General features: G+C 71.5%; 20 protein-coding genes. 11 read left to right on the top strand and 9 right to left on the bottom strand.

Translation table 11 applies throughout. The annotated features are described in order from the left end of the window. Nucleotides 1–199 precede the first annotated feature (199 nt). Nucleotides 200–1,681 carry a carboxylesterase/lipase family protein gene (locus IT072_RS07975; RefSeq protein WP_223360411.1) on the top strand — a complete coding sequence of 494 codons (1,482 nt, stop codon included), beginning with the start codon at nucleotides 200–202 and terminating at the stop codon, nucleotides 1,679–1,681. Here IT072_RS07975 and IT072_RS07970 read toward each other — a convergent pair. Further along, complete coding sequence (locus tag IT072_RS07970) at nucleotides 1,678–3,069, bottom strand: FAD-binding oxidoreductase (protein WP_223360410.1); 1,392 nt, start codon at nucleotides 3,067–3,069, stop codon at nucleotides 1,678–1,680. The genes IT072_RS07975 and IT072_RS07970 overlap by 4 nt on opposite strands. Before the next feature lie 110 nt (nucleotides 3,070–3,179). Here IT072_RS07970 and IT072_RS07965 point away from each other — a divergent pair, with 110 nt between their 5' ends. The 4 genes from IT072_RS07965 to IT072_RS07950 all read left to right on the top strand — a co-directional run bounded on the left by IT072_RS07965 (nucleotide 3,180) and on the right by IT072_RS07950 (nucleotide 7,421). Beyond that, complete coding sequence (locus IT072_RS07965) at nucleotides 3,180–4,676, top strand: AlkA N-terminal domain-containing protein (protein WP_223360409.1); 1,497 nt, start codon at nucleotides 3,180–3,182, stop codon at nucleotides 4,674–4,676. 40 nt (nucleotides 4,677–4,716) lie between these two features. Further along, nucleotides 4,717–5,493, top strand: coding sequence for a glycosyltransferase family 2 protein (locus IT072_RS07960; RefSeq protein ID WP_223360408.1), 777 nt, complete (start codon nucleotides 4,717–4,719; stop codon nucleotides 5,491–5,493). Between the two features lie 96 nt (nucleotides 5,494–5,589). Continuing rightward, nucleotides 5,590–6,465, top strand: a complete 876-nt coding sequence (locus tag IT072_RS07955) for a fumarylacetoacetate hydrolase family protein (RefSeq protein WP_223360407.1) — start codon at nucleotides 5,590–5,592, stop codon at nucleotides 6,463–6,465. Nucleotides 6,466–6,509: 44 nt separating this feature from the next. Further along, nucleotides 6,510–7,421, top strand: coding sequence for an alpha/beta fold hydrolase (locus IT072_RS07950; protein WP_223360406.1), 912 nt, complete (start codon nucleotides 6,510–6,512; stop codon nucleotides 7,419–7,421). A 33-nt stretch (nucleotides 7,422–7,454) separates the two neighbouring features. Here IT072_RS07950 and IT072_RS07945 read toward each other — a convergent pair whose 3' ends face one another. The 5 genes from IT072_RS07945 to IT072_RS07925 all read right to left on the bottom strand — a co-directional run bounded on the left by IT072_RS07945 (nucleotide 7,455) and on the right by IT072_RS07925 (nucleotide 13,051). Beyond that, nucleotides 7,455–8,993 (bottom strand): aspartate ammonia-lyase, encoded by a 1,539-nt coding sequence (locus IT072_RS07945; protein ID WP_223360922.1) that lies wholly within the window; start codon nucleotides 8,991–8,993, stop codon nucleotides 7,455–7,457. Between the two features lie 169 nt (nucleotides 8,994–9,162). Next, the gene (locus IT072_RS07940) at nucleotides 9,163–10,563 is read right to left on the bottom strand and encodes an aldehyde dehydrogenase family protein (RefSeq protein ID WP_223360405.1); all 1,401 of its coding nucleotides are present in this window, start codon (nucleotides 10,561–10,563) and stop codon (nucleotides 9,163–9,165) included. Nucleotides 10,564–10,572: 9 nt separating this feature from the next. After that, on the bottom strand, nucleotides 10,573–11,253 hold the full coding sequence (trmB, locus tag IT072_RS07935; RefSeq protein ID WP_223360404.1) for a tRNA (guanosine(46)-N7)-methyltransferase TrmB: 681 nt from the start codon (nucleotides 11,251–11,253) through the stop codon (nucleotides 10,573–10,575). Between the two features lie 35 nt (nucleotides 11,254–11,288). Next, on the bottom strand, nucleotides 11,289–11,606 hold the full coding sequence (locus tag IT072_RS07930) for a hypothetical protein (protein WP_223360403.1): 318 nt from the start codon (nucleotides 11,604–11,606) through the stop codon (nucleotides 11,289–11,291). Nucleotides 11,607–11,695: 89 nt separating this feature from the next. Beyond that, nucleotides 11,696–13,051: an NCS2 family permease gene (locus tag IT072_RS07925; protein WP_442786791.1), complete on the bottom strand. Its 1,356-nt coding sequence runs from the start codon at nucleotides 13,049–13,051 to the stop codon at nucleotides 11,696–11,698. Here IT072_RS07925 and IT072_RS07920 point away from each other — a divergent pair. Both IT072_RS07920 and IT072_RS07915 read left to right on the top strand, forming a co-directional pair. Further along, a complete protein-coding gene (locus IT072_RS07920; protein ID WP_223361038.1) occupies nucleotides 13,011–13,199 on the top strand; it encodes a hypothetical protein in 189 nt (62 codons plus the stop codon). The genes IT072_RS07925 and IT072_RS07920 overlap by 41 nt on opposite strands. Before the next feature lie 78 nt (nucleotides 13,200–13,277). Next, complete coding sequence (locus tag IT072_RS07915) at nucleotides 13,278–14,555, top strand: uracil-xanthine permease family protein (RefSeq protein WP_223360402.1); 1,278 nt, start codon at nucleotides 13,278–13,280, stop codon at nucleotides 14,553–14,555. Nucleotides 14,556–14,631: 76 nt separating this feature from the next. On the opposite strand, the gene IT072_RS07910 is transcribed toward IT072_RS07915, so the two are convergent. From IT072_RS07910 to IT072_RS07900, 3 genes are all read right to left on the bottom strand, one after another. Then, entirely contained in the window at nucleotides 14,632–14,970 is a 339-nt protein-coding gene (locus IT072_RS07910) for a peptidase (protein WP_223360401.1), read from the bottom strand. Further along, entirely contained in the window at nucleotides 14,967–16,181 is a 1,215-nt protein-coding gene (locus IT072_RS07905) for an inorganic phosphate transporter (protein ID WP_223360400.1), read from the bottom strand. Before IT072_RS07905 ends, IT072_RS07910 begins: the two co-directional genes overlap by 4 nt. 132 nt (nucleotides 16,182–16,313) lie before the next feature. Then, the gene (locus IT072_RS07900) at nucleotides 16,314–18,884 is read right to left on the bottom strand and encodes a DEAD/DEAH box helicase (RefSeq protein WP_223360399.1); all 2,571 of its coding nucleotides are present in this window, start codon (nucleotides 18,882–18,884) and stop codon (nucleotides 16,314–16,316) included. 73 nt (nucleotides 18,885–18,957) lie between these two features. Here IT072_RS07900 and IT072_RS07895 point away from each other — a divergent pair, with 73 nt between their 5' ends. From IT072_RS07895 to IT072_RS07880, 4 genes are read left to right on the top strand one after another with little or no spacing between them, the layout of a single operon-like run. Beyond that, complete coding sequence (locus IT072_RS07895) at nucleotides 18,958–20,487, top strand: molybdopterin-dependent oxidoreductase (protein WP_442786790.1); 1,530 nt, start codon at nucleotides 18,958–18,960, stop codon at nucleotides 20,485–20,487. A 35-nt stretch (nucleotides 20,488–20,522) separates the two neighbouring features. After that, nucleotides 20,523–21,728 (top strand): molybdopterin molybdotransferase MoeA, encoded by a 1,206-nt coding sequence (locus tag IT072_RS07890; RefSeq protein WP_223360398.1) that lies wholly within the window; start codon nucleotides 20,523–20,525, stop codon nucleotides 21,726–21,728. Beyond that, nucleotides 21,725–22,750 carry a bifunctional molybdenum cofactor biosynthesis protein MoaC/MoaB gene (gene moaCB, locus IT072_RS07885; RefSeq protein WP_223360397.1) on the top strand — a complete coding sequence of 342 codons (1,026 nt, stop codon included), beginning with the start codon at nucleotides 21,725–21,727 and terminating at the stop codon, nucleotides 22,748–22,750. Before IT072_RS07890 ends, moaCB begins: the two co-directional genes overlap by 4 nt. Next, entirely contained in the window at nucleotides 22,747–23,169 is a 423-nt protein-coding gene (locus IT072_RS07880) for a molybdenum cofactor biosynthesis protein MoaE (RefSeq protein WP_223360396.1), read from the top strand. The genes moaCB and IT072_RS07880 overlap by 4 nt, the downstream gene beginning before the upstream one ends. The last annotated feature ends 5 nt before the right edge of the window (nucleotides 23,170–23,174 follow it).

Genomic DNA, 23,174 nt, shown 5'->3' with positions numbered 1-23,174 from the left:
CAGAAGGGTCTTGCGGATCGCGTCGAGGAGGAGCACGCTAGAGGTATAACTCGACGTCCCGGGAGCGTTGCAGGCATCGCCGCACCACCGGGCGTCGAGTCTTTTAACGGGTTCACCCCCACCGGCGAACTTCCCAACCATTGCTCGGTTTTCTGTGGCAGGCTGGCCTCGACCCTGAAGCGATCGAAGGAGCCCGCCCGTGTCGAACCCCACCCCTCCCGTCGTCCCCACCGCGTCCGGCCGCGTCGCCGGCGTCTGGCGCGACGGGTCCGCCGCCTTCCTCGGCATCCCGTTCGCGGAGGCCCCGGTCGGCGACCTCCGCTTCGCCGCGCCCGCTCCGCACGCGCCGTGGGACGGAGTGCGCGACGCCTCGGCGTACGGACCGACGCCCCAGCGGGTGGCACTGGCCGAGGTGACCGCGATCCCGGAGCCGAGCATCCCCGGCGACTCGACACTGAACGTGAACGTGTTCACCCCCGCGCCCGGCGACACCGCCGCGAAGCTGCCCGTGCTCGTGTACATCCACGGGGGCGGGTTCGTCGCCGGCTCCCCCGCGAGCCCCTGGTACGACGGCCGGGCGTTCAACCGGGACGGCGTCGTCACCGTCTCCGTCTCCTACCGGCTCGGGTTCGACGGCTTCGGCTGGATCGAGGACGCCCCGGCCAACCGAGCCGTCCTCGACTGGCTGCTCGCCCTGGAGTGGGTGCGCGACAACGTCGCCCGCTTCGGCGGAGACCCGGACGCCGTGACCATCGCCGGGCAGTCCGCGGGCGGCGGCGCGGTGCTGACGCTGCTCGGCGTCCCGCGGGCCGCCGGGCTCTTCCACCGGGCGATCAGCATCTCAGGGGCGGCGGGCGGCCTGGCCGTCGACGAGGCCGAGACGCTCGGACGCCGCGTCGCGGAACTGGGCGGAGTGGAGCCGACGAGGGCCGGGCTCTCCACCCTCGACGAGCAGACCATCCTCGGACTGCAGGCGCGTGCGACAGTTCCCGACGGCGCAGACGGGGATCCGCTCGCCGGAATCGGACAGCTGATCTCCGGCGGGCTGACGTGGAGCCCCGTCATCGACGGCGACCTCCTCCCGCAGCCGGTCGTCGACGCGCTCCGCGACGGAGCCGGCGCGGACAAGCCACTCCTGCTCGGTGCCACCGACCAGGAGTTCACGGGCGCTCTGGCGCCGTTCCGCGAGCAGCTGGCGACGGTTCCCGCCGCCGCCCTCCTGTCCTCGTTCGGCGTCCCGGAGTCGACGATCGGGGCGTACAGCGCCGCGCACCCGGACGCCGACACGGCCGACCTCGTGGGCCAGTTCGTGACCGACACCCTCTTCCGCGCACCGGCGCTGGCCGTCGCCCTGGCCAGGGGGCAGGCGGACGCACCGACCTGGCTCTACCGGTTCGCCTGGCGCTCCGGGGCGAACGGCACGGCCTCCCACTGCCTCGACGTGCCGTTCTGGTTCGACGGACTCGACCTCGAGCGGGTGGAGGATCTCGCCGGCGCGAATCCGCCTCAGTCGCTCGCCGACGACGTGCACGGCGCCGCGGTCTCCTTCGTCCGCACCGGCGAGCCCGGTTGGGCCCCTGTCACGTCGGCCGTGCGCACGGCCCACGTCTTCGACACGCCCTCCCACGACGAAGCCGGCGCCTTCGCGGATGCGGAGCCGGTGCTGGCGCAGGGGGTCTAGCCGAACACCTTGCCCGGGTTGAGGATGCCGAGCGGGTCGAAGACCGACTTCAGCTTCACCTGCAGCTCGTAGGAGTCCGGGCCCAGCTCGTCGGCCAGCCACCGCCGCTTGAGCACGCCCACACCGTGCTCGCCCGTCAGGGTGCCGCCGAGCTCGACCGCCGTGCGGAAGAGCTCGCCCGCCGCCTCCCACACCGCGGGCGGCGGCTCCTCCCCCGCGTAGACGAAGTTCGGGTGGAGGTTGCCGTCGCCGGCGTGAGCGACCGTCGGGATGGGGATGCCGTGGCGCTGCGAGATCCGCTCGATCGCCTCGAACATCTCCGGCATCCGGGAGCGCGGGACGGCGACATCCTCGATGAGCACCTCGCCGCTCGCGGCGAGGGCCGGGTGGAAGGCGCGGCGGATCGCCAGCAGATGCTCCCCCTCCGCCGGATCGGCCGCGACCCGCACCGCCCCGCCCGCGGCGGAGATCAGCCCGCCCGCCGTCGCGGCATCCGCGGCCGCCGACGGGCCGTCGAACTGCACCAGGAGGAACGCGCCTCCCCCGGTCGTGCCGAACGCCGCGGCAAGCGTCTGCTCGCCGAGATGGGCCGAGATACGTTCGAGGGCCGGGCCGTCGACGAGCTCCATGATCGCCGGACGCAGCCGGGCGGCGGTGACCCGGGCCGCGGCGTCCGCGGCGGAGCGCACGTCCGAGAAGATCGCGCCCAGGGTCGTGGGCTCCCCGGCGGGGATCGGGACGAGTCGCACCGTCGCGCCGACGATCACGCCCAGCGTCCCCTCCGAGCCGACGAAGAGCGCCGTGAGGTCGTAGCCGGTCACGCCCTTCACCGTGCGGTGGCCGGTGCGGATGAGGCGGCCGTCGGAGAGGACGACATCGAGGGCGAGCACGGCCTCCCGCGTCACGCCGTACTTGGCGCAGAGCAGGCCGCCCGCGTTCGTGGCGATGTTGCCGCCGACGGTCGAGATCGCGCGGCTGGCGGGGTCGGGGGCGAAGAAGAGCCCGGAAGGCTCCAGGGCGTCATTGAGATCGGAGTTCACGACGCCGGGTTCGACCACGGCGAGCTGGTCCTCCGCTGACACCTCGAGGATCCGGTTCATTCCGGCGACCGAGAGGACGATGGCCCCCTGCGTTCCGTTGGCGCCGCCGGCCAGACCCGTTCCCGCGCCACGCGGGACGACCGGCACGCGGAACTCGCTCGCCGCGCGAAGGGTGGCTTGCACGTGCTCGATCGTCGTGGCGCTGACCAGGGCGAGCGGGGAGCCGTCGGCCCACCAGCCCGACCGGTCGGTGCGGACCACGTCGAGGAGGGCCGGGTCCGTGGTGAGCACGCCCGCCGCGATCGCCTCGTCGCCGAGGGCCGCCGCCAGCCAGTCGAGAACATCCATTCCCCCAGGCTAGCGAGGCTGCGCGGCTGTGGCCGGGACCGGTGAGCGACGACCGCGCTCGTGTCCGATTTCCGCTATCCGAAGTCGGTGGAGCGTGTCAGGCTGAGGCAATGGCACGCACCACCGGCCCCCGCCCCGACCCGCTCGACGACCCCGTCTTCGCCGAGCGCTACCGCGCGATGAACGCCCGCGACTCCCGGTTCGACGGGCAGTTCATCACCGGCGTCCACTCCACCGGCATCTACTGCCGCCCGAGCTGCCCGGCCGTCACCCCGAAGCCCGGGAACGTGAGTTTCTACCTCACCGCGGCGGCCGCGCACGAGGCAGGGCTCCGCGCGTGCAAGCGCTGCCTGCCCGATGCCGTCCCCGGTTCGCCCGAGTGGAACATGCGCGACGACCTCGCCGCCCGCGCGATGCGCCTGATCTCGGACGGCACGGTCGAGCGGGAGGGCGTGCCCGGTCTGGCTCAGCGTCTCGGCTACACCCCTCGTCACCTCGGACGTGTGCTCACCGCCGAGCTCGGCGCCGGCCCGCTCGCCCTCGCCCGCGCGCACCGTGCCCAGACCGCGCGCCTGCTGCTGACCGGCACCGACCTCCCGATCACCGACGTCGCCTTCGCGGCCGGCTTCAGCAGCGTGCGTCAGTTCAACGAGACGATCTCCGAGATCTACCGGACGACCCCGGGAGGCATCCGCGCAGCGGCACGCCGCCCGACTCCCTCCGCGCCGTCAGAGGGCGGCGCCGCCACTCTGAGCCTTCGCCTGCCCGCCCGCGCGCCGTTCGACGGCCGCGCGCTGCTCGCCTTCCTCTCCGCGCGCTCCGTGGCCGGCCTGGAGGCGGGAGGCGACAGCTCGTACGCCCGCGCCCTCCGGCTCCCGCACGGTCCCGCCGTCGTGCGTCTGAGCCTCACCGGCACGGCCGAGGCCCCCGCCGTGCAGTGCGACGCCACCCTCGCCGACGTCGCCGACCTGGCCCCGCTCGTCTCCCGGGTGCGCCGACTTCTCGACCTGGACGCGGACGCCGCTGCGATCGACACCGCCCTCGCCTCAGACCCGGCACTCGCGCCCAGTGTGCTCGCCGCCCCCGGGCGTCGTGTGCCCGGCGCGGTCGACGCCGAGGAGATCGTCTTCCGTGCGCTCATCGGCCAGCAGATCTCCGTATCCGCCGCGCGCACCGCGCTCTCGCGGCTCACCGAGGTGCTCGGCGAGCGCATCGACCTCGACGGTTTCACCCGCCTCTTCCCGACCGCCGCCGCCATCGCCGAGCGCGGACACGATGTCCTCCGCGGCCCCGCCCGCCGCGTCGCATCGATCGTCGGCGTCGCTGCGGCCCTCGCGGACGGCTCGCTTCGCGTCGACGTCGGCGAATCGCGCGACGAGCTCGAGTCCCGCCTCCTCGCGATGCCCGGGATCGGCCCCTGGACCGCCGGCTACATCGCGCTCCGCGTCCTGGGCAGCCCCGACATCCTCCTCACCGGCGACCTCGCCCTGCGCCACGGCGCCGCGAACCTCGGGCTCCCCTCCGACCTCCGGGGGCTGGCCGCCCACGGAGCGCGCTGGGCCCCCTGGCGCAGCTACGCCGGAATGCACCTCTGGCGGGCCGCCTGAGCGTAGGATCGCACTACAACCGGTAGTACGCAGGGGAGGGGTGAGGCGAGCAGTGCTCTCGATCACCGTCGTCATCCCCGCGCTGGACGACGGGGAGATGCTGCGCACCAGCCTCGCGGACCTCGCCGCACAGCTCCGTCCGGCCGACGAGATCATCGTCGTGGACAACGGCAGCACCGACGACACGGCGGAGGTCGCCCGCGCCGCCGGCGCACGGGTGATCGAGCAGCCGGTCCGCGGCATCTGGCCTGCTGCGGCGACGGGGTACGACGCCGCCACGGGCGACATCATCGCGCGCATCGACGCCGACTCCCGTCCTCCCGTCGACTGGCTGCTCCACATCGAGGCCGAGTTCGTCGACTCCCCCGAGATCGGAGTGCTCACGGGGCCGGGCGTCTTCTACGACGGCAACCCGCTGATCGCCGGGCTCGGGCAAGTGCTCTACATCGGCGGCTACTTCTGGTCGATGGAGATCTGGCTGGGCCATCCGCCGATCTTCGGCTCCAACTTCGCCATGCGCCGGGAGGTGTGGGCCGGCGCGCGCGACGCCGTGCACAGCGGGATGCGCGAGGTGCACGACGATCTCGACCTCGCCTTCCATCTCGACCCCGGCGTGATCGTCCGCTACGACGAACGGCTCACCGTCGGCATCTCGGCGCGGCCCTTCTCGACGTGGCGCGGCTTCGGACGACGGCTCTCCTGGGCGTTCGGGACGCTCTGGCTGCACCTGCCGGAGGAGTCGCCGTGGCGCCGCCGGGCCGCGCGCCGGCGCTGGCGTGAGGAGCACGCGGAACAGGCTCCCGGCGCCGTCGCCTGACGCACCCCACCCTTCGACACCGCGTCGACCGGTACGGTCGCCGACCGACGGACTGTCGAGTACCACTGACCCCGCGTCCCCGTTAGGTTGGAAGGTGTGAGATTCTCGCACCTCAGCGCCACCCCCGATGCGTCGCCGCGTCTGGCCGCCGTCGTCGCCGACGGCGCCCTCTTCCTCGACGAGATCATGCCGGACGCGCCACGCGACCTGCAGGATCTGATCGAACGCGGTGAGGGCGCGCTGGCCGACGTGCGCGCGCTCGTCGATGCGGCGGTCGCCACCGGCCGGCCGCTCAGCCCGGTCCATGAGCTGCGCCACGCCTCTGCCGTGCTGCGTCCGCCGCAGGTCATCGCCATCGGCGCCAACTACGCTGCCCACGCCTCCGAGCTCAAGCTGCGCAGCGAGAAGGCCGCGACGGTCTTCTCGCTCTGGCCGAACTCGCTCGCCGGTCACGGCGGCACCACGTCCTGGCCGGAGGACCTCACCACGCAGGTGGACTACGAGGCCGAGCTGGGCGTGATCATCGGGCGACCGGCGCGCAACGTCTCCGCTCGCGACGCGCTCGACTACGTCTTCGGGTACACGGTGGTCAACGACATCACGGCCCGCGACCTCCAGTTCTCCGAGGCGCAGTGGTCGCGCTGCAAGTCGTTCGACGGCTTCACCCCGAACGGCCCGGTCGTCGTGACCGCCGACGAGATCGCCGACCCGCAGGACCTGTGGCTCACGACGAACGTCGACGGGACGATCCTGCAGGACGCCTCCACCGCGGACATGGTGCGCTCGGTCGCCCAGATCATCGAGTTCCTCTCGCACTCGGCGACCATCCAGCCGGGCACGCTGATCTCGACCGGGAGCCCGGGCGGAGCCGGCTACTCGCGCACTCCCCCGGTGTTCCTGCGCGACAAGTCGACCGTCACCGTCTCGATCGGCGGCATCGGCTATCTGACGACCTACTGCCGCGTCACCTGACGGCATTGCCTGCATTCGCGCACGCCGTCGGCTAGCGTGAGGGCATGTCCATCGGTGAGAGACGCCCCGGAATCACGGGCGGCGGCGACGAGTGCGCCCGGCTCGACGCGGCCCTGCCCGACATCGACTGGTCCGTCGCGCCGGTGGGCACGGTGTTCTCCCGGTTCGACGCCCCGAGCGGCCGGCTCGCCGTCGCCTCCCTCGGCGACCCTGCGCACCCGCGCGTCGTGATGGTCCCGGGTGCGACCGGCTCCAAGGAGGACTTCTTCCTGCTCGCACCGATCATCGCGGCCGCCGGCTACTACGTGCAGAGCTATGACCTCGCCGGCCAGTACGAGTCCGCCGACGCAGGACCTCCGCCGGGCGGCCACTACACGTACGAGCTGCTGGTCGCGGACTTCGTCGCTTTTCTGCGCGACGGCGGCCCCGCACACGTGCTCGGCTACTCCTTCGCCGGGATCGTGGCGCAGCTGGCGCTCGTCGACCAGCCCGGTCTCTTCCGCTCCCTCACGCTGCTGACCACGCCGCCCGAGCCGGGGCAGGCCTTCCGAGGGGTCCGCGTGATCGGCTGGCTGAGCTGGCTGCTGAACGGCCACCAGGGCGCCGGGCTCATGATCTGGGGCATCGTGACCAACAAGAACAAGGTGCCGCCGAGTCGCCTCGCCTTCGTCCGCTCGCGGTTCGACCTCACCCGCCGGTCCAGCGTCGACGACATGGTCGGCCTCATGAAGCGTGTGCCGGATGTGCGTGCCCGCGTCGCCGCCAGCGGCATCCCCGTGCTCGTGGCCACCGGCGACCACGACCTGTGGCCGACTCGCCTCCACGCTGAGAACGCCGACGCGCTCGGCGCGCACCTCGCGGTCTACCGCACCGGCCACAGCCCGTGCGAGACGGCGCCGCACCAGCTCGGGCGCGACATGCTGGCGCTGTTCCGCGAGGCCGAAGCGCGCGGTTGACCGCGCGCCGCCCCGCGGCCGAGCGCCGGAGCGCTACTCCGCCGACTCCTCCGGCGCGATCACCGGGATCGCCGTCGTGATCGCCTCCAGACCGCTCAGACGCGCCGGCGACAGCAGCCGGGTGACCTCGTCGCGGCTCATCAGCTTGGCGTCCACCACCAGGTCGGCGACGTTGTGGCCGGTGAGCAGCGCCGACTTGGCGAGCGCGGCGGCAGCGGCGTAGCCGATGTGCGGCGTGAGCGCCGTGATCACGCCGACGGACGACCCGACCATCGCGCCGAGGCGCTCCTCGTTGGCGGTGATGCCGTCCACGCAGTTGACCCGGAGCGTGTGGAACGCCTGGGTCATCCAGGTGATGCTCTGCAGCAGCGAGTGCGCGATCACCGGCTCGAAGGCGTTGAGCTGGAGCTGGCCGCCCTCCGCCGCCATGGTCACCGTGACGTCGGCGCCGGCGACCGAGAACGCCACCTGGTTGACGACCTCCGGGATCACCGGATTGACCTTGCCGGGCATGATGCTCGACCCGGCCTGCCGCGGTGGGAGGTTGATCTCGCCGAGACCGGCCTGCGGGCCCGACGAGAGCAGCCGCAGGTCGTTGCAGATCTTCGAGAGCTTGATGGCGCTGCGCTTGAGCGAACCGGAGAACGACATGAACGCACCCGCATCACTGGTCGACTCGATCAGGTCGGGCGCGGTCTCCAAGCTCAGACCCGTGATGGCGTTGAGGTGCGCCACCGCCGCCGCCGCATAGCCGGGGTCGGCCGTGATGCCCGTGCCGATCGCCGTGGCGCCGAGGTTGATCTCCGCCAGCAGCCACTTGGTCTCGGTGAGGCGTGCGTGGTCCTCGGTGAGAGTCGTCGCGAAGCCGTGGAACTCCTGCCCGAGGGTCATCGGGACCGCGTCCTGCAGCTGCGTGCGGCCGACCTTGAGGATGTGGCGGAACTCCCGTCCCTTGCGCGAGAAGGAGTCGCGCAGCTCGCCCAGCTCACGCAGCAGATCGTCGAGGGCGAACGTCAACGCGATCTTGATGGCCGTCGGGTAGGTGTCGTTGGTGCTCTGGCTGCGGTTGACGTCGTCGATCGGGCTGAGCGCGGCGTAGTCGCCTTTCGGGCGGCCGTCGAGCTCCAGCGCCACGTTGGCGATGACTTCGTTCGCGTTCATGTTGGTGGAGGTGCCCGCACCGCCCTGCATGACGCCGACGACGAACTGGTCGTGGAAGCGGCCGTCGATGATGAGCTGGCAGGCGCGGTCGATCAGGTCGGCCTTGTGCGGCTCGAGCACGCCGATCTCGAGGTTGGCGCGCGCGGCGGCCTGCTTGACGCTGGCCAGGGCGACGATGAGGTCGGGGTAGACCGAGATGGGACGCTTGGCGATCGAGAAGTTCTCGAGCGCACGGGAGGTGTGGACGCCCCAGTAGGCGTCCGCCGGGATCTCACGGCTGCCGAGCGAGTCGGTCTCCGTGCGGGTCGGTCCGCCGGACGCGCTCGGATCGGGGACGTCTGAGACATTCTCGGACGCGTCGACCACGGCGGTCGGGGGCACCGGGATCGGTTTCGTCGGGGATTCGTCCATCTGGGCTGTGGGGTTCACGGTCAGCACCGTTGCCTCTCGTTGTGCGGTTGGCTCGCCGGAGTCTCCCGGCGCGGGGTGTCGGCCGTTCGTGGCCGCCGACAGCATCCAACCTACCTCCCGCCCCTGCCCGCGCGGTGGACGATCCGTCTCGAATCCGAGACGTCGCAGGTCAGCCCAGCTTGCGCAGCAGTCCCCGGGCGAAGCGGTCCTTGCCCTCCGTGTACGGCGGGTAGATCAGCTTCATCGTGTCGGGCGCGAGGGACTTGCTCAGCACCGCCTTCTCGTGGCTGAAAGCGCGGAGCGACCGCTCGCCGTGATAGGCGCCGACGCCGCTCTCCCCCACACCGCCGAAAGGCAGGCCGCCGACCGCGAGGTGCGCGGCCGGGACGCCGAAGCCGACCGCGCCGGAGCTCGTCTCGGTGAGGAGACGACGGCGGACGGAGGCGCGCTCGGTGAACACGTAGAGCGCGAGCGGCTTGTCCCCCGCCCGGATGAACCGGATGGCGTCGTCGAGGTCGGCGACGGGGACGATCGGCAGGATGGGACCGAAGATCTCTTCGCGCATCACCGCCGCCCCACGCGGGACATCGGTGAGCACGGTCGGGGCGAGGTAGCGGCTCGACGCCTCCCGAGCACCGCCCAGGGCCGTCGTCCCCGAGCCGTCGAGCAGCCCGGCGAGGCGGCGGAACTGCCGGTCGTCGACGATCCTGCCGTAGTCGGGGCTCTGCGCGGGGTCGTCGCCGTAGAGCTCGTGCACGGCGACGCGGAGCGCGTCCGCGAGCCGGGCCGAGACCGAGGCGGTCGCGAGCACGTAGTCGGGTGCGACGCAGGTCTGGCCCGCGTTCATGAACTTGCCCCACGCGATCCGGCGGGCGGCCGCGCCCAGGTCGACCGAATCGTCCACGTAGACCGGCGACTTGCCGCCGAGCTCCAGGGTGACGGGCGTCAGGTGCTGGGCGGCCGCGGTCGCGACGATGCGGCCGACGCGCCCGTTGCCGGTGAAGAAGATGTGGTCCCACCGGTGCGTCAGCAGCTCGGTGGTCTCGTCGACGGCGCCCTCGACGACCGCGACCGCCCGGGTGTCCAGGTTTTGCGGGATCAGCCGAGCCATCGCCGCGGACGTGGCGGGCGCGAGCTCGGACGGCTTCAGGAGCACGGCGTTCCCGGCCGCCAGCGCACCGACCAGCGGCGCGAGCAGGAGCTGTACCGGGTAGTTCCACGGCGCGATGATCAGCACGACCCCCACCGGCTCCAGCATCGTCGACGCCTTCGCGGGCAGGAGGGCCCCCGGCACGCTCACGCGCTTCGGGCGCAGCCAGCGGCGCAGGTTGCGCAGCATGTGGTCGATCTCGCCCACGACGAAGCCGATCTCGGCGATCTGGGATTCGGTCGGGTTCTTCGCGAGGTCGGCCAGCAGCGCGTCCTCGAGCTCCGGCGCCCGCTCCGTGAGCAGGCGGCGCAGGGCGCGCAATTGCGCCACTCTCCAGCCGAGGGGCTTCGTCGCCCCGCTGTCGAAGACGGTGCGCAGAGCGTCGACGGTCTGCCCGATGGCGGTGAGCCCAGTGGTCATGCGCCCATCCTACGGACGGGGACGGTACTCCAGGTCGAAGATCGCGTGGCCCAGCCTCTCGCCGCGTCGCTCGAACTTCGTGACGGGGCGGTCCTCCGGCCGCGGGATGAAGTGCGCTGCGCCCGCCACGTTGACGAGGGCGGGCTCGGCGTCGAGCACCTCCACCATGTGCTCGGCGTACGGCTCCCAGTCGGTCGCGAGCCGCAGGACGCCGTCGGAGGCGAGGGCACGCACGATCAGCTTCGCGAACTCGGGCTGCACCAGGCGGCGCCGGTGGTGCCGCGCCTTCGGCCAGGGGTCGGGGAAGAAGATCAGCACTTCGGCGATGCCGCCCGCGGCGAGCCCGGTGTGGAAGACCTCGACGGCGTCGTGGCGCACGATGCGGATGTTGGTGAGCTCGCGGTCGCGCGCCCCCGCCAGGACCCGCCCGACGCCGGCCCCGTGCACCTCCACACCGAGGAAGTCCCGCTCGGGATGCCGCTCCGCGAGCGTCAGGAGGTTCTCCCCGTTGCCGAATCCGATCTCGACCGTCCGCTCGGCGACACGGCCGAACAGCGTGTCGAGGTCGAGCGGAGAGCCGTCGAACTCGACGCCGTAGACGGGCCAGAGCTCATCGATCGCGCGCTGCTGCGCTTCGGTCTTGCGGCCGCGGACGACGTAGCTGCGGGGGCCGAGGGGGGACTGTTCCATCCCTCCATTCTCTCAGGAGGGACGACCCCGGCCGGTCAGAGGAACGCGAACGGCAGGAACGTCAGGCCCAGACCGATGCCCGCGAGGGCCAGCACGAGGCCGATGAGGACGCCGAAGAGCATGAGCGCGTTGAGGACGATGCCCCAGATGGCGAAGGTGCGGCCGAGCGGCTCACGGCCGAGAGCCAGGATGCCGACGACGAGGCCCGCGATCGGGGCGACGAAGGTCCAGCCGAACACGATCGACGCGAGGCCGAGCACGAAGCTCGTCACGCTGAGCGTGCGGGCGGCAGCGGGGACGGCGGCGGGGGCGGTCGAGGGAGGGGTACTGGTGCTGGTGCTGGTGCTGGTCATGACTCCAGTGAAGCGGAGCGCCCGCGCCCGCGGCATCGGGGAAACCCCCGGATCCGGCTCGGGGGTTACCCCGAGCCGGATCACCGCGTTCAGTGCGGCAGGAACGCCTCGATCGGACCGCGCGCGAAGTAGATCAGGAAGCCGGCGGCCACGATCCAGAGCAGCGGGCTGATCTCGCGGGCCTTGCCCGACAGCGAGCGCACGAGCACCCAGCTGATGAAGCCGACCCCGATTCCGTTCGCGATCGAGTAGGTCAGCGGCATGACGATGATCGTCAGGAACACCGGCAGTACGCTCGAGAACTCGCCGAAGTCGATGTGCCGGATCTGCACGACCATCAGCGCACCGACGATCACGAGGGCGGCGGCGGCGACCTCGAGCGGCACCACCTGGGTCAGCGGTGTGAAGAACATCGCCAGCAGGAACAGCACTCCGGTGATGACGGACGCGAACCCGGTGCGGGCGCCCTCGCCGATTCCCGACGCGGACTCGACGAAGACCGTGTTGGACGACGAGGAGGTCGCACCGCCGACCACGGCGCCGACGCCCTCAACGATGAGCGCGGGCTGCAGGCGCGGGAACGTGCCGTCCTCCTTCGCCAGGCCGGCGCTGCGCGCGAGACCCGTCATCGAGCCCATGGCGTCGAAGAAGTTCGTGAAGACGAGCGTGAAGACGAGCATGATCGCGGCCAGTGCGCCGATCCGGCCGAACGAGCCGAACACGTCCACCTGCCCGACGAGGCCGAGGTTCGGGAGCGAGACCAGCGAGCTCGGGAGCTGCGGGACGGTGAGGTTCCAGCCTCCCGCGTTCTTGCCGCCCAGCGACGGGCCGACCGGCCAGATCGCCTCGACGATGATCGCGACGACGGTGGCCGCGACGATGCCGATGAGCAGGGCGCCCTTCACCTTGCGCGCCATGAGCACGCCCATGATCACCAGGGCGAGCAGGAAGATCAGGGTCGGGACGGTCGCGATCGATCCCGCCTCGCCGAGCTGCACGGGCGGCGACGACATGTTCGTGCTGCGGACGAAGCCGCTGTCGACGAAGCCGATGAAGGCGATGAAGAGGCCGATGCCGACCGTGATCGCCGTCTTGAGCTGTGCGGGGACCGCGTTGAAGATCAGCTTGCGCAGGCCGGTCGCCGAGAGCAGCACGATGATCAGACCGTTGATGACGACGAGGCCCATCGCCTCCTGCCACGTCAGCACCTGCACCACGTTCACCGCGAGGAACGAGTTGATGCCGAGGCCCGCGGCGAACGCGAACGGCAGGCGCGCCACGAGGCCGAACAGCACGGTCATGACTCCGGCGCTCAGCGCGGTGACGGCCGCGACCTGCGCGCCCTGCAGCGAATGGCCGGAGACGTCCGGGGTCCCGCCGAGGATGAGCGGGTTGAGGATGACGATGTACGCCATCGTCACGAACGTGAGCACACCTCCGCGCACCTCGGTCGCCCAGGTGGTGCCGCGCTTGGTGATCTCGAAGAACCGGTCGAGGCGCCCCGTGCCGGTCGGCGCTGGTGCGGTGGTCGATTCGGAAATGGTGATCTCCCGTACTATCTCGAAAGCGGATGTGTCGATGAACGTGCTCTGAACATTCGGAGCGGATTCGCGGGCGCGACGCGCCGCACTCAAGCCTAATTCCCATTTCCACGAGCGAAGGACACCCTGAATGGCCCTGCCCTGGACCCTGCACGGCGACGGAAAGAACGTCGGCGCCCACGAGATCGTGCTCCCCGGCGAGCGTCTCAGCTGGCCCCGCACCATCGGGCTCGGCGCCCAGCACGTCGTCGCCATGTTCGGCGCGACCTTCCTGGTCCCGGTACTCACGCACTTCCCGCCCAGCACGACACTGCTCTTCTCCGGTGTCGGCACCATCCTGTTCCTGCTCATCACCGGCAACCGCCTCCCGAGCTACCTGGGCTCGTCGTTCGCCTTCATCGCGCCGATCACGGCGGCGACGGCGAGCAACGGGATGGGCAGCGCGCTCTTCGGCATCGTCGCGGTCGGCATCCTGCTCGCCCTCGTCGGCGGGATCGTCATCCTCACCGGCACGGGCTGGATCGACGCGCTCATGCCGCCCGTCGTGGCCGGTGCGATCGTGGCGCTGATCGGCTTCAACCTGGCTCCCGCGGCCAAGAACAACTTCGTCCAGGCGCCGTGGACGGCCCTCGTCACCCTGCTCGCGGTCATCCTCTGCACGGTGCTCTTCAAGGGCCTGCTCGGGAGGCTGTCGATCTTCGTCGGCGTCGCCGTCGGCTACGTGTTCGCCGTCGTCATGGGCGAGGTCGACTTCTCGGCGGTCGCCAAGGCCGACTGGATCGGGCTCCCGACCTTCGCCCTGCCGGCCAACCCGTTCGAGAATCCGGGGGCGACCTTCGGCATCCTGCCGGCGTTCCTGCCGGTCGTGCTCGTGCTCGTCGCCGAGAACGTGGGGCACATCCGCGGCGTCGCACAGCTGACCGACCCGTCTGTCAACAAGCTCACCGGCCGCGCCCTCTTCGCGGACGGCCTCGCGACCACCGTCGCCGGCTTCTTCGGCGGCTCCGGCACGACGACGTACGGCGAGAACATCGGCGTCATGGCGGCGACCAAGGTCTACTCGACGGCCGCCTACTGGGTCGCCGGCATCGTCGCCGTGCTCCTCGGCCTCTCCCCCAAGGTCGGCGCGGTCATCAACACCATCCCGGCCGGTGTGCTGGGCGGCGTGACGACGGCCCTGTACGGTCTGATCGGAATCATCGGCGTCAAGATCTGGCTCGACAACAAGGTCGACTTCTCGAAGCCCGTCAACCAGTTCACCGCGGCGACCGCGCTGGTCGTCGGCATCGCTGACTTCACGCTCAATCTCGGTCAGCTCACCTTCAACGGCATCGCCCTCGGCACCATCGCGGCGATCGTCGTGTACCACCTCATGCGCACCGTCGCCCGCCTCCGCGGAACCGACTGACCCGACCGCCGCCGAAGTTCACGTCATTGCCGCTAAATCCGCGATTTGAGCGCAAGGACGTGAACCTCGCGGCACCTCAGGCGTGGAAGAACGGGATGATGAGGTAGAGGCCGTAAAGGACGGCGCAGCCGGTGAGCACGAAACATGCGTAGGCGCCGGTGAGGGCCAATCGTTTCTGGCCGTCCGTCAGCGGGTTCTTCTTGCGGGCCTTGGCGGCCTTGCGCTGGGCCTTCGCGGCCTCCTCCGGCGTGATCACCGTGATCGCGTCCGTGAACTCCACCGGCTCGACGAAGAGCGCGCGCCCGGCGACGGCGAGCAGGCGCGTGCCGAGTGCATAGAGGGTCACGACGACGCACGCCCCCACGATGGCGGCGGCGAAGACGATGAGGAAGGCGACCCAGTCGATGCCGTTCATGCGGACTCCTTGCGAGCGCGCTCCTTCTTGAGCGGCTTGACCTTCTTGATCTTGACGGCGCGGCCCGAGGCGGCGACCTCGCTCTGACCCTGCACGGGGGCGGGCTCGACCGCGTTGGCGCTGTGCACCTGGTTGCGCCGCGACAGCCAGAAGATGAGGGCCACGACGACCACGCCGAGCACGGTGTCGACGAGGATGCCCACGGGGCCGAGTCCCGCGATCAGCGCGGCGACGGCGCCGACGATGGCCGCCGCGGGAAGGGTGAGCAGCCAGCCGATCGCGATGCGCCCTGCCGTCCCCCAGCGCACCGACGAACCGCGACGGCCGAGGCCCGATCCGATGACCGAACCGGAGGCGACCTGAGTGGTCGAGAGGGCGAAGCCGAGGTGGCTGGAGGCGAGGATCGTCGCTGCGGTGCTCGTCTCGGCCGCGAAGCCCTGTGCGGGCTTGACCTCGGTGAGGCCGCGACCGAGGGTGCGGATGATGCGCCACCCGCCCGAGTACGTGCCGATCGCGATGGCGAGGGCGCAGGAGACGACCACCCACAGCTCGGGGCCGGTGCCCGCCGTCTGGAGTCCGGCGGCGATCAGGGTGAGCGTGATGACGCCCATCGTCTTCTGGGCATCGTTGGTGCCGTGCGCGAGTGCGACGAGCGACGAGGAGAAGATCTGGCCGTACCGGAACCCGCCGCGCCCGTCGGGACGGCCGTCGTAGCGTCGCGTGATCCAGTAGGCGAGCTTCGTGGCCGAGTACGCCACGACACCGGCGGTGACCGGTGCGATGAGGGCGGGGAGGATGACCTTGTCGAGCACGACGACGAAGTCCACCGCCCCGATACCCGCCCCGACGATGGCGGCGCCGATCAGTCCGCCGAACAGCGCGTGGCTGGACGACGAGGGCAGCCCGAACAGCCAGGTGACCATGTTCCAGACGATCGCGCCGACCAGGCCGGCGAAGATCAGCTCCGGCGTGATCTGCACCCCGCCGGAGCCCTCCCGGATGATGCCGCCGGAGATGGTCTTCGCCACCTCCGTGGACAGGAACGCGCCGATCAGGTTGAGGACGGCGGCCAGGGCGACGGCCACCTTCGGCTTCATGGCGCCGGTCGCGATGGGGGTCGCCATCGCGTTCGCGGTGTCGTGGAAACCGTTCGTGAAGTCGAAGAACAAGGCCAGCGCGATGACCAGCACGATGATGAGGGTGAGGTCCACCGGATACTTTCTCGTGTGGGGGATGCGGTCCACCCCGATCCAACCGTTCACCGGGATGTCATGCAAGTGACCTGGCGCGCCATCAAGCGACCGTGTAGATACTCACACGCCTGCGGTCCGGCGTCAAAATCGTCAGAGACGCCCCACCGCGGTGACACGGAGGACGGCCACCCCGGCCCGCGCGGACGCCTCCAGCAGCACGTCGGCGCTGATCCCCCAGTCGTGGTCCCCGGCCGGGTCGGACAGGATCTGACGCACCCGCCAGACACCCTCTGCGGCGGCGGTCGACTCGTCCACCACGATCATCGCGGCGGATCGTGCGGCCGCGTCCGTCAGGATCTCGTCGTGCTCCGCGTAGTAGTCCTCGAGCGCGGCATCCCACTCCTGTTCCGTGAACGAGGGGGCGGCGGACTCCGCCAGTGCGGCGGCCTCGGCCTCCAGCACCCCGAGTTCCGGCACCCGGTCGAGGGCGGCGAGCTGCACGCGCCGGAACAGCTCGTTGCGCACGAGGACGAAGAAGGCGCGCCGGTTGGTGGTGACGGTGCGCGGTGCGGGCGGTGCGAGTGCGCCGGCCTCGGCGGCATGGCGGGCGGCGTCGGGGTGGACGAGCTCCTCCCACTCGTCCAGCAGACTGGAGTCGACCTGCCGCACCAGCTCGCCGAGCCACTCGATGATGTCGCGCAGCTCCTCCGTGCGCAAGTCGAGCGGCACCGTCTGTCCGAGCGCCCGGTACGCATCGGAGAGGTAGCGGAGCACGACGCCCTCCGAGCGTGCGAGCTTGTAGAACGCGATGAACTCGCCGAAAGTCATGGCGCGCTCGTAGAGGTCCCGCGCGACGGACTTGGGGCTCAGCTCGAAGTCGGCCACCCAGGGCTGGCTGGACGCGTAGGTCGCGAAGGCGTCCTCGAGCAGCTCCGCGTGCGGCTTCGGATGCGTGACCTGCTCGAGCGCCTCCATGCGCTCGTCGTACTCGATTCCCTCGGCCTTCATCGCGGCGACCGCCTCCCCGCGCGCCTGGAACTGCTGCGCCGAGAGCACCGGACGCGGATCGTCCAGCGTCGCCTCCACGACCGAGACGATGTCGAGAGCGAACTGCGGCGACGCGGCGTCGAAGAGCTCGAAAGCGGCGAGCGCGAACGGAGAGAGCGGCTGGTTGAGGGCGAAGTTGGGCTGCAGGTCGACTGTGAGCCGGATCTCGCCTGCCACGTTCTCGATCACTCCGGCGGTCAGGAGGGAGCGGTACAGCTCGATCGCCCGCCGGGCCAGGGCGAGCTGCCGCTTCCAGGGTTCGTGGTTGTCGAACACGAGTGCGCGCACATGCCCGTAGACGTCCCCGCCGCGGCCGATGACGTTGATCAGCATGGCGCTGGTGATCTGCATCGACGAGGCGAGCGTCTCGGGCTCCGCCTCGATCAGCTTGCGGAACGACGGCTCGCCCCACGACACGAAGCCGTCCGGGGCCTTCTTCCGGACGATCTTGCGCCGCTTCTTCGGGTCGTCGCCCGCTTTCTCGATCGCCTTGAGGTTCTCGCTCTCGTGCTCGGGCGCCTGCGCGACGACGGTGCCGGCCGTGTCGAAGCCCGCGCGACCGGCGCGGCCCGCGATCTGGTGGAACTCGCGGGCGTTGAGCTGCCGCATCCGGGTTCCGTCGAACTTCGTCAGCGCGGTGAGCAGCACTGTGCGGATCGGCACATTGATCCCGACGCCGAGGGTGTCGGTGCCGCAGATCACGCGCAGGAGCCCGCGCTGCGCGAGCTGCTCGACCAGCCGACGGTACTTGGGGAGCATACCCGCGTGGTGCACGCCGATGCCCTGGCGCAGGAGCCGGGAGAGGGTCTTGCCGAAGGCGGTCGTGAAGCGGAAGTCTCCGATGAGCTCCGCGATGCGGTCGCGCTGCTCGCGGTCGGCGATCTTGGCGCTCGAGAGCGACTGCGCGCGTTCGAGCGCCGCGAGCTGCGAGAAGTGGACGACGTAGATCGGCGCCTGCCCGGTGTGCAGGAGGTCGTCGATGGTCTCGTGGATGGGCGAGAGCTCGTAGAAGTAGTGCAACGGTACGGGCCGCTCGACGCCGGTGACCGTCGCCGTGTCGCGGCCGGTGCGGCGCGTCAGGTCCGCGGCGAGCGCCGTGACGTCGCCCAGGGTCGCCGACATGAGCACGAACTGGGTGTGCGGGAGCGTGAGGAGGGGCACCTGCCACGCCCACCCGCGGTCGGGATCCGCGTAGAAGTGGAACTCGTCCATCACGACCTGGCCGGCGGGTGTCTCGTCCCCGTGCCGGAGGGCGAGGTTGGCGAGGATCTCGGCGGTGCAGCAGATGATCGGGGCGTCGGCGTTGACGGCGGAGTCGCCCGTCATCATCCCGACGTTCTCGGCGCCGAAGATGTCGACCAGGGCGAAGAACTTCTCCGAGACGAGCGCCTTGATCGGCGCGGTGTAGTAGCTGCGCTCCCCCCGGGCGAGTGCGGCGAAGTGGGCGGCGACGGCGACGAGGGACTTGCCGGTGCCCGTCGGCGTGCTGAGGATCAGGTTCGCGCCGGCGACGATCTCGATGACGGACTCGTCCTGTGCCGGGTAGAGGGAGATGCCGCCGGCTTCCGCCCAGGAGACGAACGTGTCGTAGACGGCGTCCTCGTCGGCGGTGCCGGGCCCGGTGTGCCCGGGGATGTCGTCGACGCGGAGCCGGACGGGTGCAGGAGACGTCATGATGACTCCAAGGCTCTCATGCCGCGCGCCGGCTTCTCTTCCGGCGCACAGCCGGCGCCCCTACGCTTCGATCATGATGTCGATGCGCGCGCGTGCCTCCCTGGCCGGTCTCGCGAGCGTGGTGGGCGGCGTCGGGGCCGCCGAGCTGGTGAGCGCCTTCGTGGTGCAGGACGGCAGCCCGGTGCTCGTTGTCGGGTCGCTGGTGATCGACCTGGCGCCCGCGTGGGTCAAGGAGGCCGTGATCGGCCTGTTCGGCACGGGCGACAAGGTGTTCCTGGTCACACTGCTCGCCCTGCTGGTCCTGGTCGGTGGTGCGCTCGCCGGTTGGCTGGAGCTGCGTCGTCCGCCGTTCGGGCGGATCCTCGTGGCGGTCGGCGCGGGAGTCGGTGTGCTGGCCGCCCTGACCCGATCCGGTGCGGGGATCGTGGATGCCGTCCCATCGGTCCTCGCGGGGCTCGTGGGCGTCCTGGTCCTCGCGTGGCTGATCCGGCTGCTGCGCGGCACCGAACCGACCAGGGTGGCGCCGCTCGGCACGGTGACCAGGCGGCGGTTCGTTCTGACGGCGTCCGGCACGGCCGTGGCGGGAGCGATCGGCGTCCTGGCCGGCCAGATCGTGGCGACGGGATATCGAGCGGCCGCGGCGGCCCGGGCGGCGTTCCACCTCCCGGCGCCCGCGACGGCCGCGCCGCCGATCCCGGCTGGAGCGTCGTTCGCCGTCCCAGGCCTGTCCCCCATCGTCACGCCCGCCGCGGACTTCTACCGGATCGACACCGCACTCCAGATCCCCGGGATCCAGCCGCAGGACTGGCGGCTGCGCATCACGGGGATGGTGGAGCACGAGGTGGAGCTGACGTACGCCGAGCTCCTGGCCCTGCCGCTGGAGGAGTCTGTGACCACCCTCACCTGCGTGTCGAACGAGGTCGGGGGCGACCTCATCGGCAACGCGCGGTGGTTGGGCTACCCGATCCGGCATCTGCTCGCCCGCGCCGCTCCGACCGCGCGGGCGGACATGGTGCTCTCGCGCAGCCAGGACGGCTGGACGGCGAGCACCCCGATCGAGGCGCTCACCGACGATCGAGCGGCCATCCTGGCGGTCGGGATGAACGGCCAGCCGCTCCCGCTCGAGCACGGCTACCCGGTGCGCATGGTCGTCCCCGGCCTCTACGGCTACGTCTCGGCGACGAAGTGGGTGGTGGAACTGCAGGTCACCCGATTCGACGCCGTCACCTCCTACTGGACGGATCGGGGATGGTCCGAGCGCGGCCCCGTCAAGCTTTCGTCCCGCATCGACGTCCCTGCGGAGGGACGCCAGGTGAAGGCGGGGACCGTGGCCGTGGCCGGCGTCGCCTGGTCGCAGCACGTCGGCGTGAGTGCCGTCGAGGTGCGCGTGGACGACGGCGACTGGGCCCCTGCGCAACTCGCCGACGCTATCTCCATCGACACCTGGCGGCAGTGGAAGTACGAGTGGGCGGCCGAACGGGGCACCCATACCCTGGCGGTGCGCGCCACCGATGCCCGGGGGACGGTCCAGACGGCGAAGCGGCAGGACGTCGTCCCGGACGGCGCGACGGGCCTGCACAGCATCACCGTCACGGTCGCCTGACCCGACTCCGGCGACGAGGCGCGATACTGGGAGCCATGAGCCCGACAGTGGACGAGCACGCCGTGACCGTCGCGAGGCTGCTCGCCCGGGCGGCCGGACCCGCCATCGACGCGGTGCCGGTGGCGGAGGCACGGGGCCGCATCACCGCGTCCGACGTTCGCTCCGGAGTCGATCTTCCTCTGTTCCGCAACGCGCAGATGGACGGCTTCGCCGTTCGGGCGGCCGATGTCGAGCGGACGCCGGTGGCCCTCGAGGTCGCCGGAGACATCCCCGCCGGACATGTCGTCGCCGTGCGCCACGTCTCCGGGACGGCCATCCGCATCATGACGGGCGCGCCGATGCCCGACGGCGCCGACGCGGTCGTGCCCGTCGAGGACACCGAGCTCGTGCTCGGTCGCGACGACGACCTCCGCGGCGCCGTCGTGGAGATCCAACGACCGCGCCGTCCCGGTGAGTACGTGCGCGAGCGGGGCAGCGACCTGCGCCGCGGCGAGGTGCTGGTGCCCGCGGGGACCCTCCTCGCACCCCGCCACCTGGCCGCCCTCGCCGCCGCCGGGGTGCGGAGTGTGCCGGTGCGGTCGCGGCTGCGGGTGGGGATTCTGACCACGGGCTCCGAGCTGGTGACCGACGGCGGCCCGGCCGCGTTCGGCCGGATCTTCGACGCCAACGGTATCGCCCTGGCCGCGCTGGTCGAAGAGGCGGGCGCGGTGGTGTCATCGCAGGAGGCGAGCAATGACGACCCCGCCACGTTCGCTCGGCTGCTCGACCGTGCCGTCGCGGACAGCGATCTCGTCGTCACATCCGGTGGTATCTCACGCGGAGCCTACGAAGTCGTCAGGGAGGTGCTCGAGCCGCGTGGCGCGGTCGTCACCACCGTGGGGATGCAGCCGGGCGGACCGCAGGCGACCGCCGTGGTGGACGGCGTTCCGGTGCTCTGCTTCCCCGGCAACCCGGTGAGCACGCAGGTGTCGTTCGTGGTGTTCCTGCGCGGGCCGCTGCGCGAGGCGGCCGGATTGCCGCCGATCGGTCCGGAGCGCGCCCGCCTGGCCGACGCCGTGCACTCGGTTCCCGGCAAGCGCCAGTTCCTTCGCGGGCGGTGGGCGGACGGGGTCGTGGCGCCCGTCTCGGGACCGGGCTCCCACCTCGTCGCGGCGATGGCCCGCGCCGATGTGCTGATCGACGTTCCCGCCGACGTGGAGTCGCTGCGGGCCGGAGCCGACGTGACAGTCTGGACCCTATGACCGAGTTCAGTCACCTGGATGCCGACGGACGCGCACGCATGGTCGACGTGGGCGGCAAGGCCGAGACCGATCGCGAAGCGGTCGCACGCGGCCTGCTCCGCACCACGCGGGCGGTGGTCGCGGCGATCGCCGCCGACGACCTCCCCAAGGCCGATGTGCTCGCCACCGCCCGCATCGCCGGGATCGCGGGCGCGAAGCGCACCAGCGACCTCATTCCCTTGTGCCATCCCCTCCCGCTGAGCTCGGTGCGCGTCGACTTCGCCCTCGACCGCGAGGACGGGTCCGTCGCCATCGAGGCCGTGGCGCGCACCCGCGGGCGCACGGGAGTGGAGATGGAGGCGCTCACGGCCGTCGCCGTGGCCGGGCTCACCCTGCACGACATGGTCAAGGCCGTGGATCCCGCTGCCGTCCTCACCGAGGTGCGCGTCGTCGCGAAGAGCGGCGGCAAGCGCGGCGAGTGGCGACGCCCGGGAGAGGCCGGCGCCGCGCCGTCCGCGGACGCCGGGGACCGTGTGGCGCACGACGCGGCCACGTCCGCTCCCCCGGCGTCCGCCATCGTCGTCGTCGCCTCGACCCGGGCGGCCGCCGGGACGGCGGAGGACACCACCGGTCCGCTGATCGCCGCGTGGCTCGCCGAGCGCAGGCTCCCCGCTGACGTGCGAGTGGTGCCCGACCGCGCGGTCGGGGACGCGGTGCGCGCGGCGGTCGGCGAGGGGCCGCGCGTGCTGCTCACGACCGGAGGCACGGGCCTCGCTCCCGACGACCTCACCCCCGAGGCGACGGCCGCCGTCCTCGACCGGGAGCTGCCCGGCGTCGCCGAAGCGCTCCGCGCCCGAGGAACGGCGAGCACGCCGCTCGCGGCCCTCAGCCGGGGACGAGCGGGCGTCGCGGGCACGACCCTCGTCGTGAACCTGCCGGGGTCTCCTGGAGGGGTCGCCGACGGTCTCGCGGTGCTGGCCGAGCTGCTGCCGCACCTGCTCGACCAGATCGCCGGCGGCGACCACCGAGGAGGCCGGCGATGACGGCGGCGGGGGCGGTGCTCGCCGAGATCAGCGCCGCCACGCTCGATCCCGGGATCGCGGACGAGTTCGTCTGGCGCGCGGAAGCCGGAGCCGTCGTCTGCTTCCACGGGATCGTGCGCGACCATGACGGGGGCCAGGCGGTGGTCTCCCTCGATTACCGCGCGCATCCCGACGCCGAGTCCTTCCTCCGCGCCTGCTGCGAGGAGGTCGCCGCACGAACCGGGCTCCGGGTCGCCGCGCAACACCGGGTCGGGTCGCTGAGGGTCGGCGATCTCGCACTGGTCGCGGCCGTCGCGGCGCCGCACCGGGCGGAGGCGTTCGCCGCGTGCGCCGAGCTCGTCGAGGCCATCAAGGCCGGCGTGCCGATCTGGAAGCGGCAGCACTTCGCCACCGGAGCCTCGGAGTGGGTCGGCCTCTGACCTCT

The organism is Leifsonia sp. ZF2019, from assembly GCF_019924635.1.
In the GTDB taxonomy this organism is placed as follows: domain Bacteria; phylum Actinomycetota; class Actinomycetes; order Actinomycetales; family Microbacteriaceae; genus Leifsonia.
The sequence above is the reverse complement of the archived record's forward strand: the minus strand, read 5'-3'. Positions and strand labels throughout refer to the sequence as shown.

Coding starts and splice junctions, on each gene's coding strand:
- trmB (WP_223360404.1), bottom strand. CDS start 11,253: ATGGAACAGTCCCCCCTCGGCCCCCGCAGCTACGTCGTCCGCGGCCGC.
- IT072_RS07970 (WP_223360410.1), bottom strand. CDS start 3,069: ATGGATGTTCTCGACTGGCTGGCGGCGGCCCTCGGCGACGAGGCGATC.
- IT072_RS07890 (WP_223360398.1), top strand. CDS start 20,523: ATGAGCCCGACAGTGGACGAGCACGCCGTGACCGTCGCGAGGCTGCTC.
- IT072_RS07965 (WP_223360409.1), top strand. CDS start 3,180: ATGGCACGCACCACCGGCCCCCGCCCCGACCCGCTCGACGACCCCGTC.
- IT072_RS07940 (WP_223360405.1), bottom strand. CDS start 10,563: ATGACCACTGGGCTCACCGCCATCGGGCAGACCGTCGACGCTCTGCGC.
- IT072_RS07950 (WP_223360406.1), top strand. CDS start 6,510: ATGTCCATCGGTGAGAGACGCCCCGGAATCACGGGCGGCGGCGACGAG.
- IT072_RS07880 (WP_223360396.1), top strand. CDS start 22,747: ATGACGGCGGCGGGGGCGGTGCTCGCCGAGATCAGCGCCGCCACGCTC.
- IT072_RS07910 (WP_223360401.1), bottom strand. CDS start 14,970: ATGAACGGCATCGACTGGGTCGCCTTCCTCATCGTCTTCGCCGCCGCC.
- IT072_RS07895 (WP_442786790.1), top strand. CDS start 18,958: ATGATGTCGATGCGCGCGCGTGCCTCCCTGGCCGGTCTCGCGAGCGTG.
- IT072_RS07945 (WP_223360922.1), bottom strand. CDS start 8,993: ATGGACGAATCCCCGACGAAACCGATCCCGGTGCCCCCGACCGCCGTG.
- IT072_RS07930 (WP_223360403.1), bottom strand. CDS start 11,606: ATGACCAGCACCAGCACCAGCACCAGTACCCCTCCCTCGACCGCCCCC.
- IT072_RS07915 (WP_223360402.1), top strand. CDS start 13,278: ATGGCCCTGCCCTGGACCCTGCACGGCGACGGAAAGAACGTCGGCGCC.
- IT072_RS07920 (WP_223361038.1), top strand. CDS start 13,011: ATGTACGCCATCGTCACGAACGTGAGCACACCTCCGCGCACCTCGGTC.
- moaCB (WP_223360397.1), top strand. CDS start 21,725: ATGACCGAGTTCAGTCACCTGGATGCCGACGGACGCGCACGCATGGTC.
- IT072_RS07900 (WP_223360399.1), bottom strand. CDS start 18,884: ATGACGTCTCCTGCACCCGTCCGGCTCCGCGTCGACGACATCCCCGGG.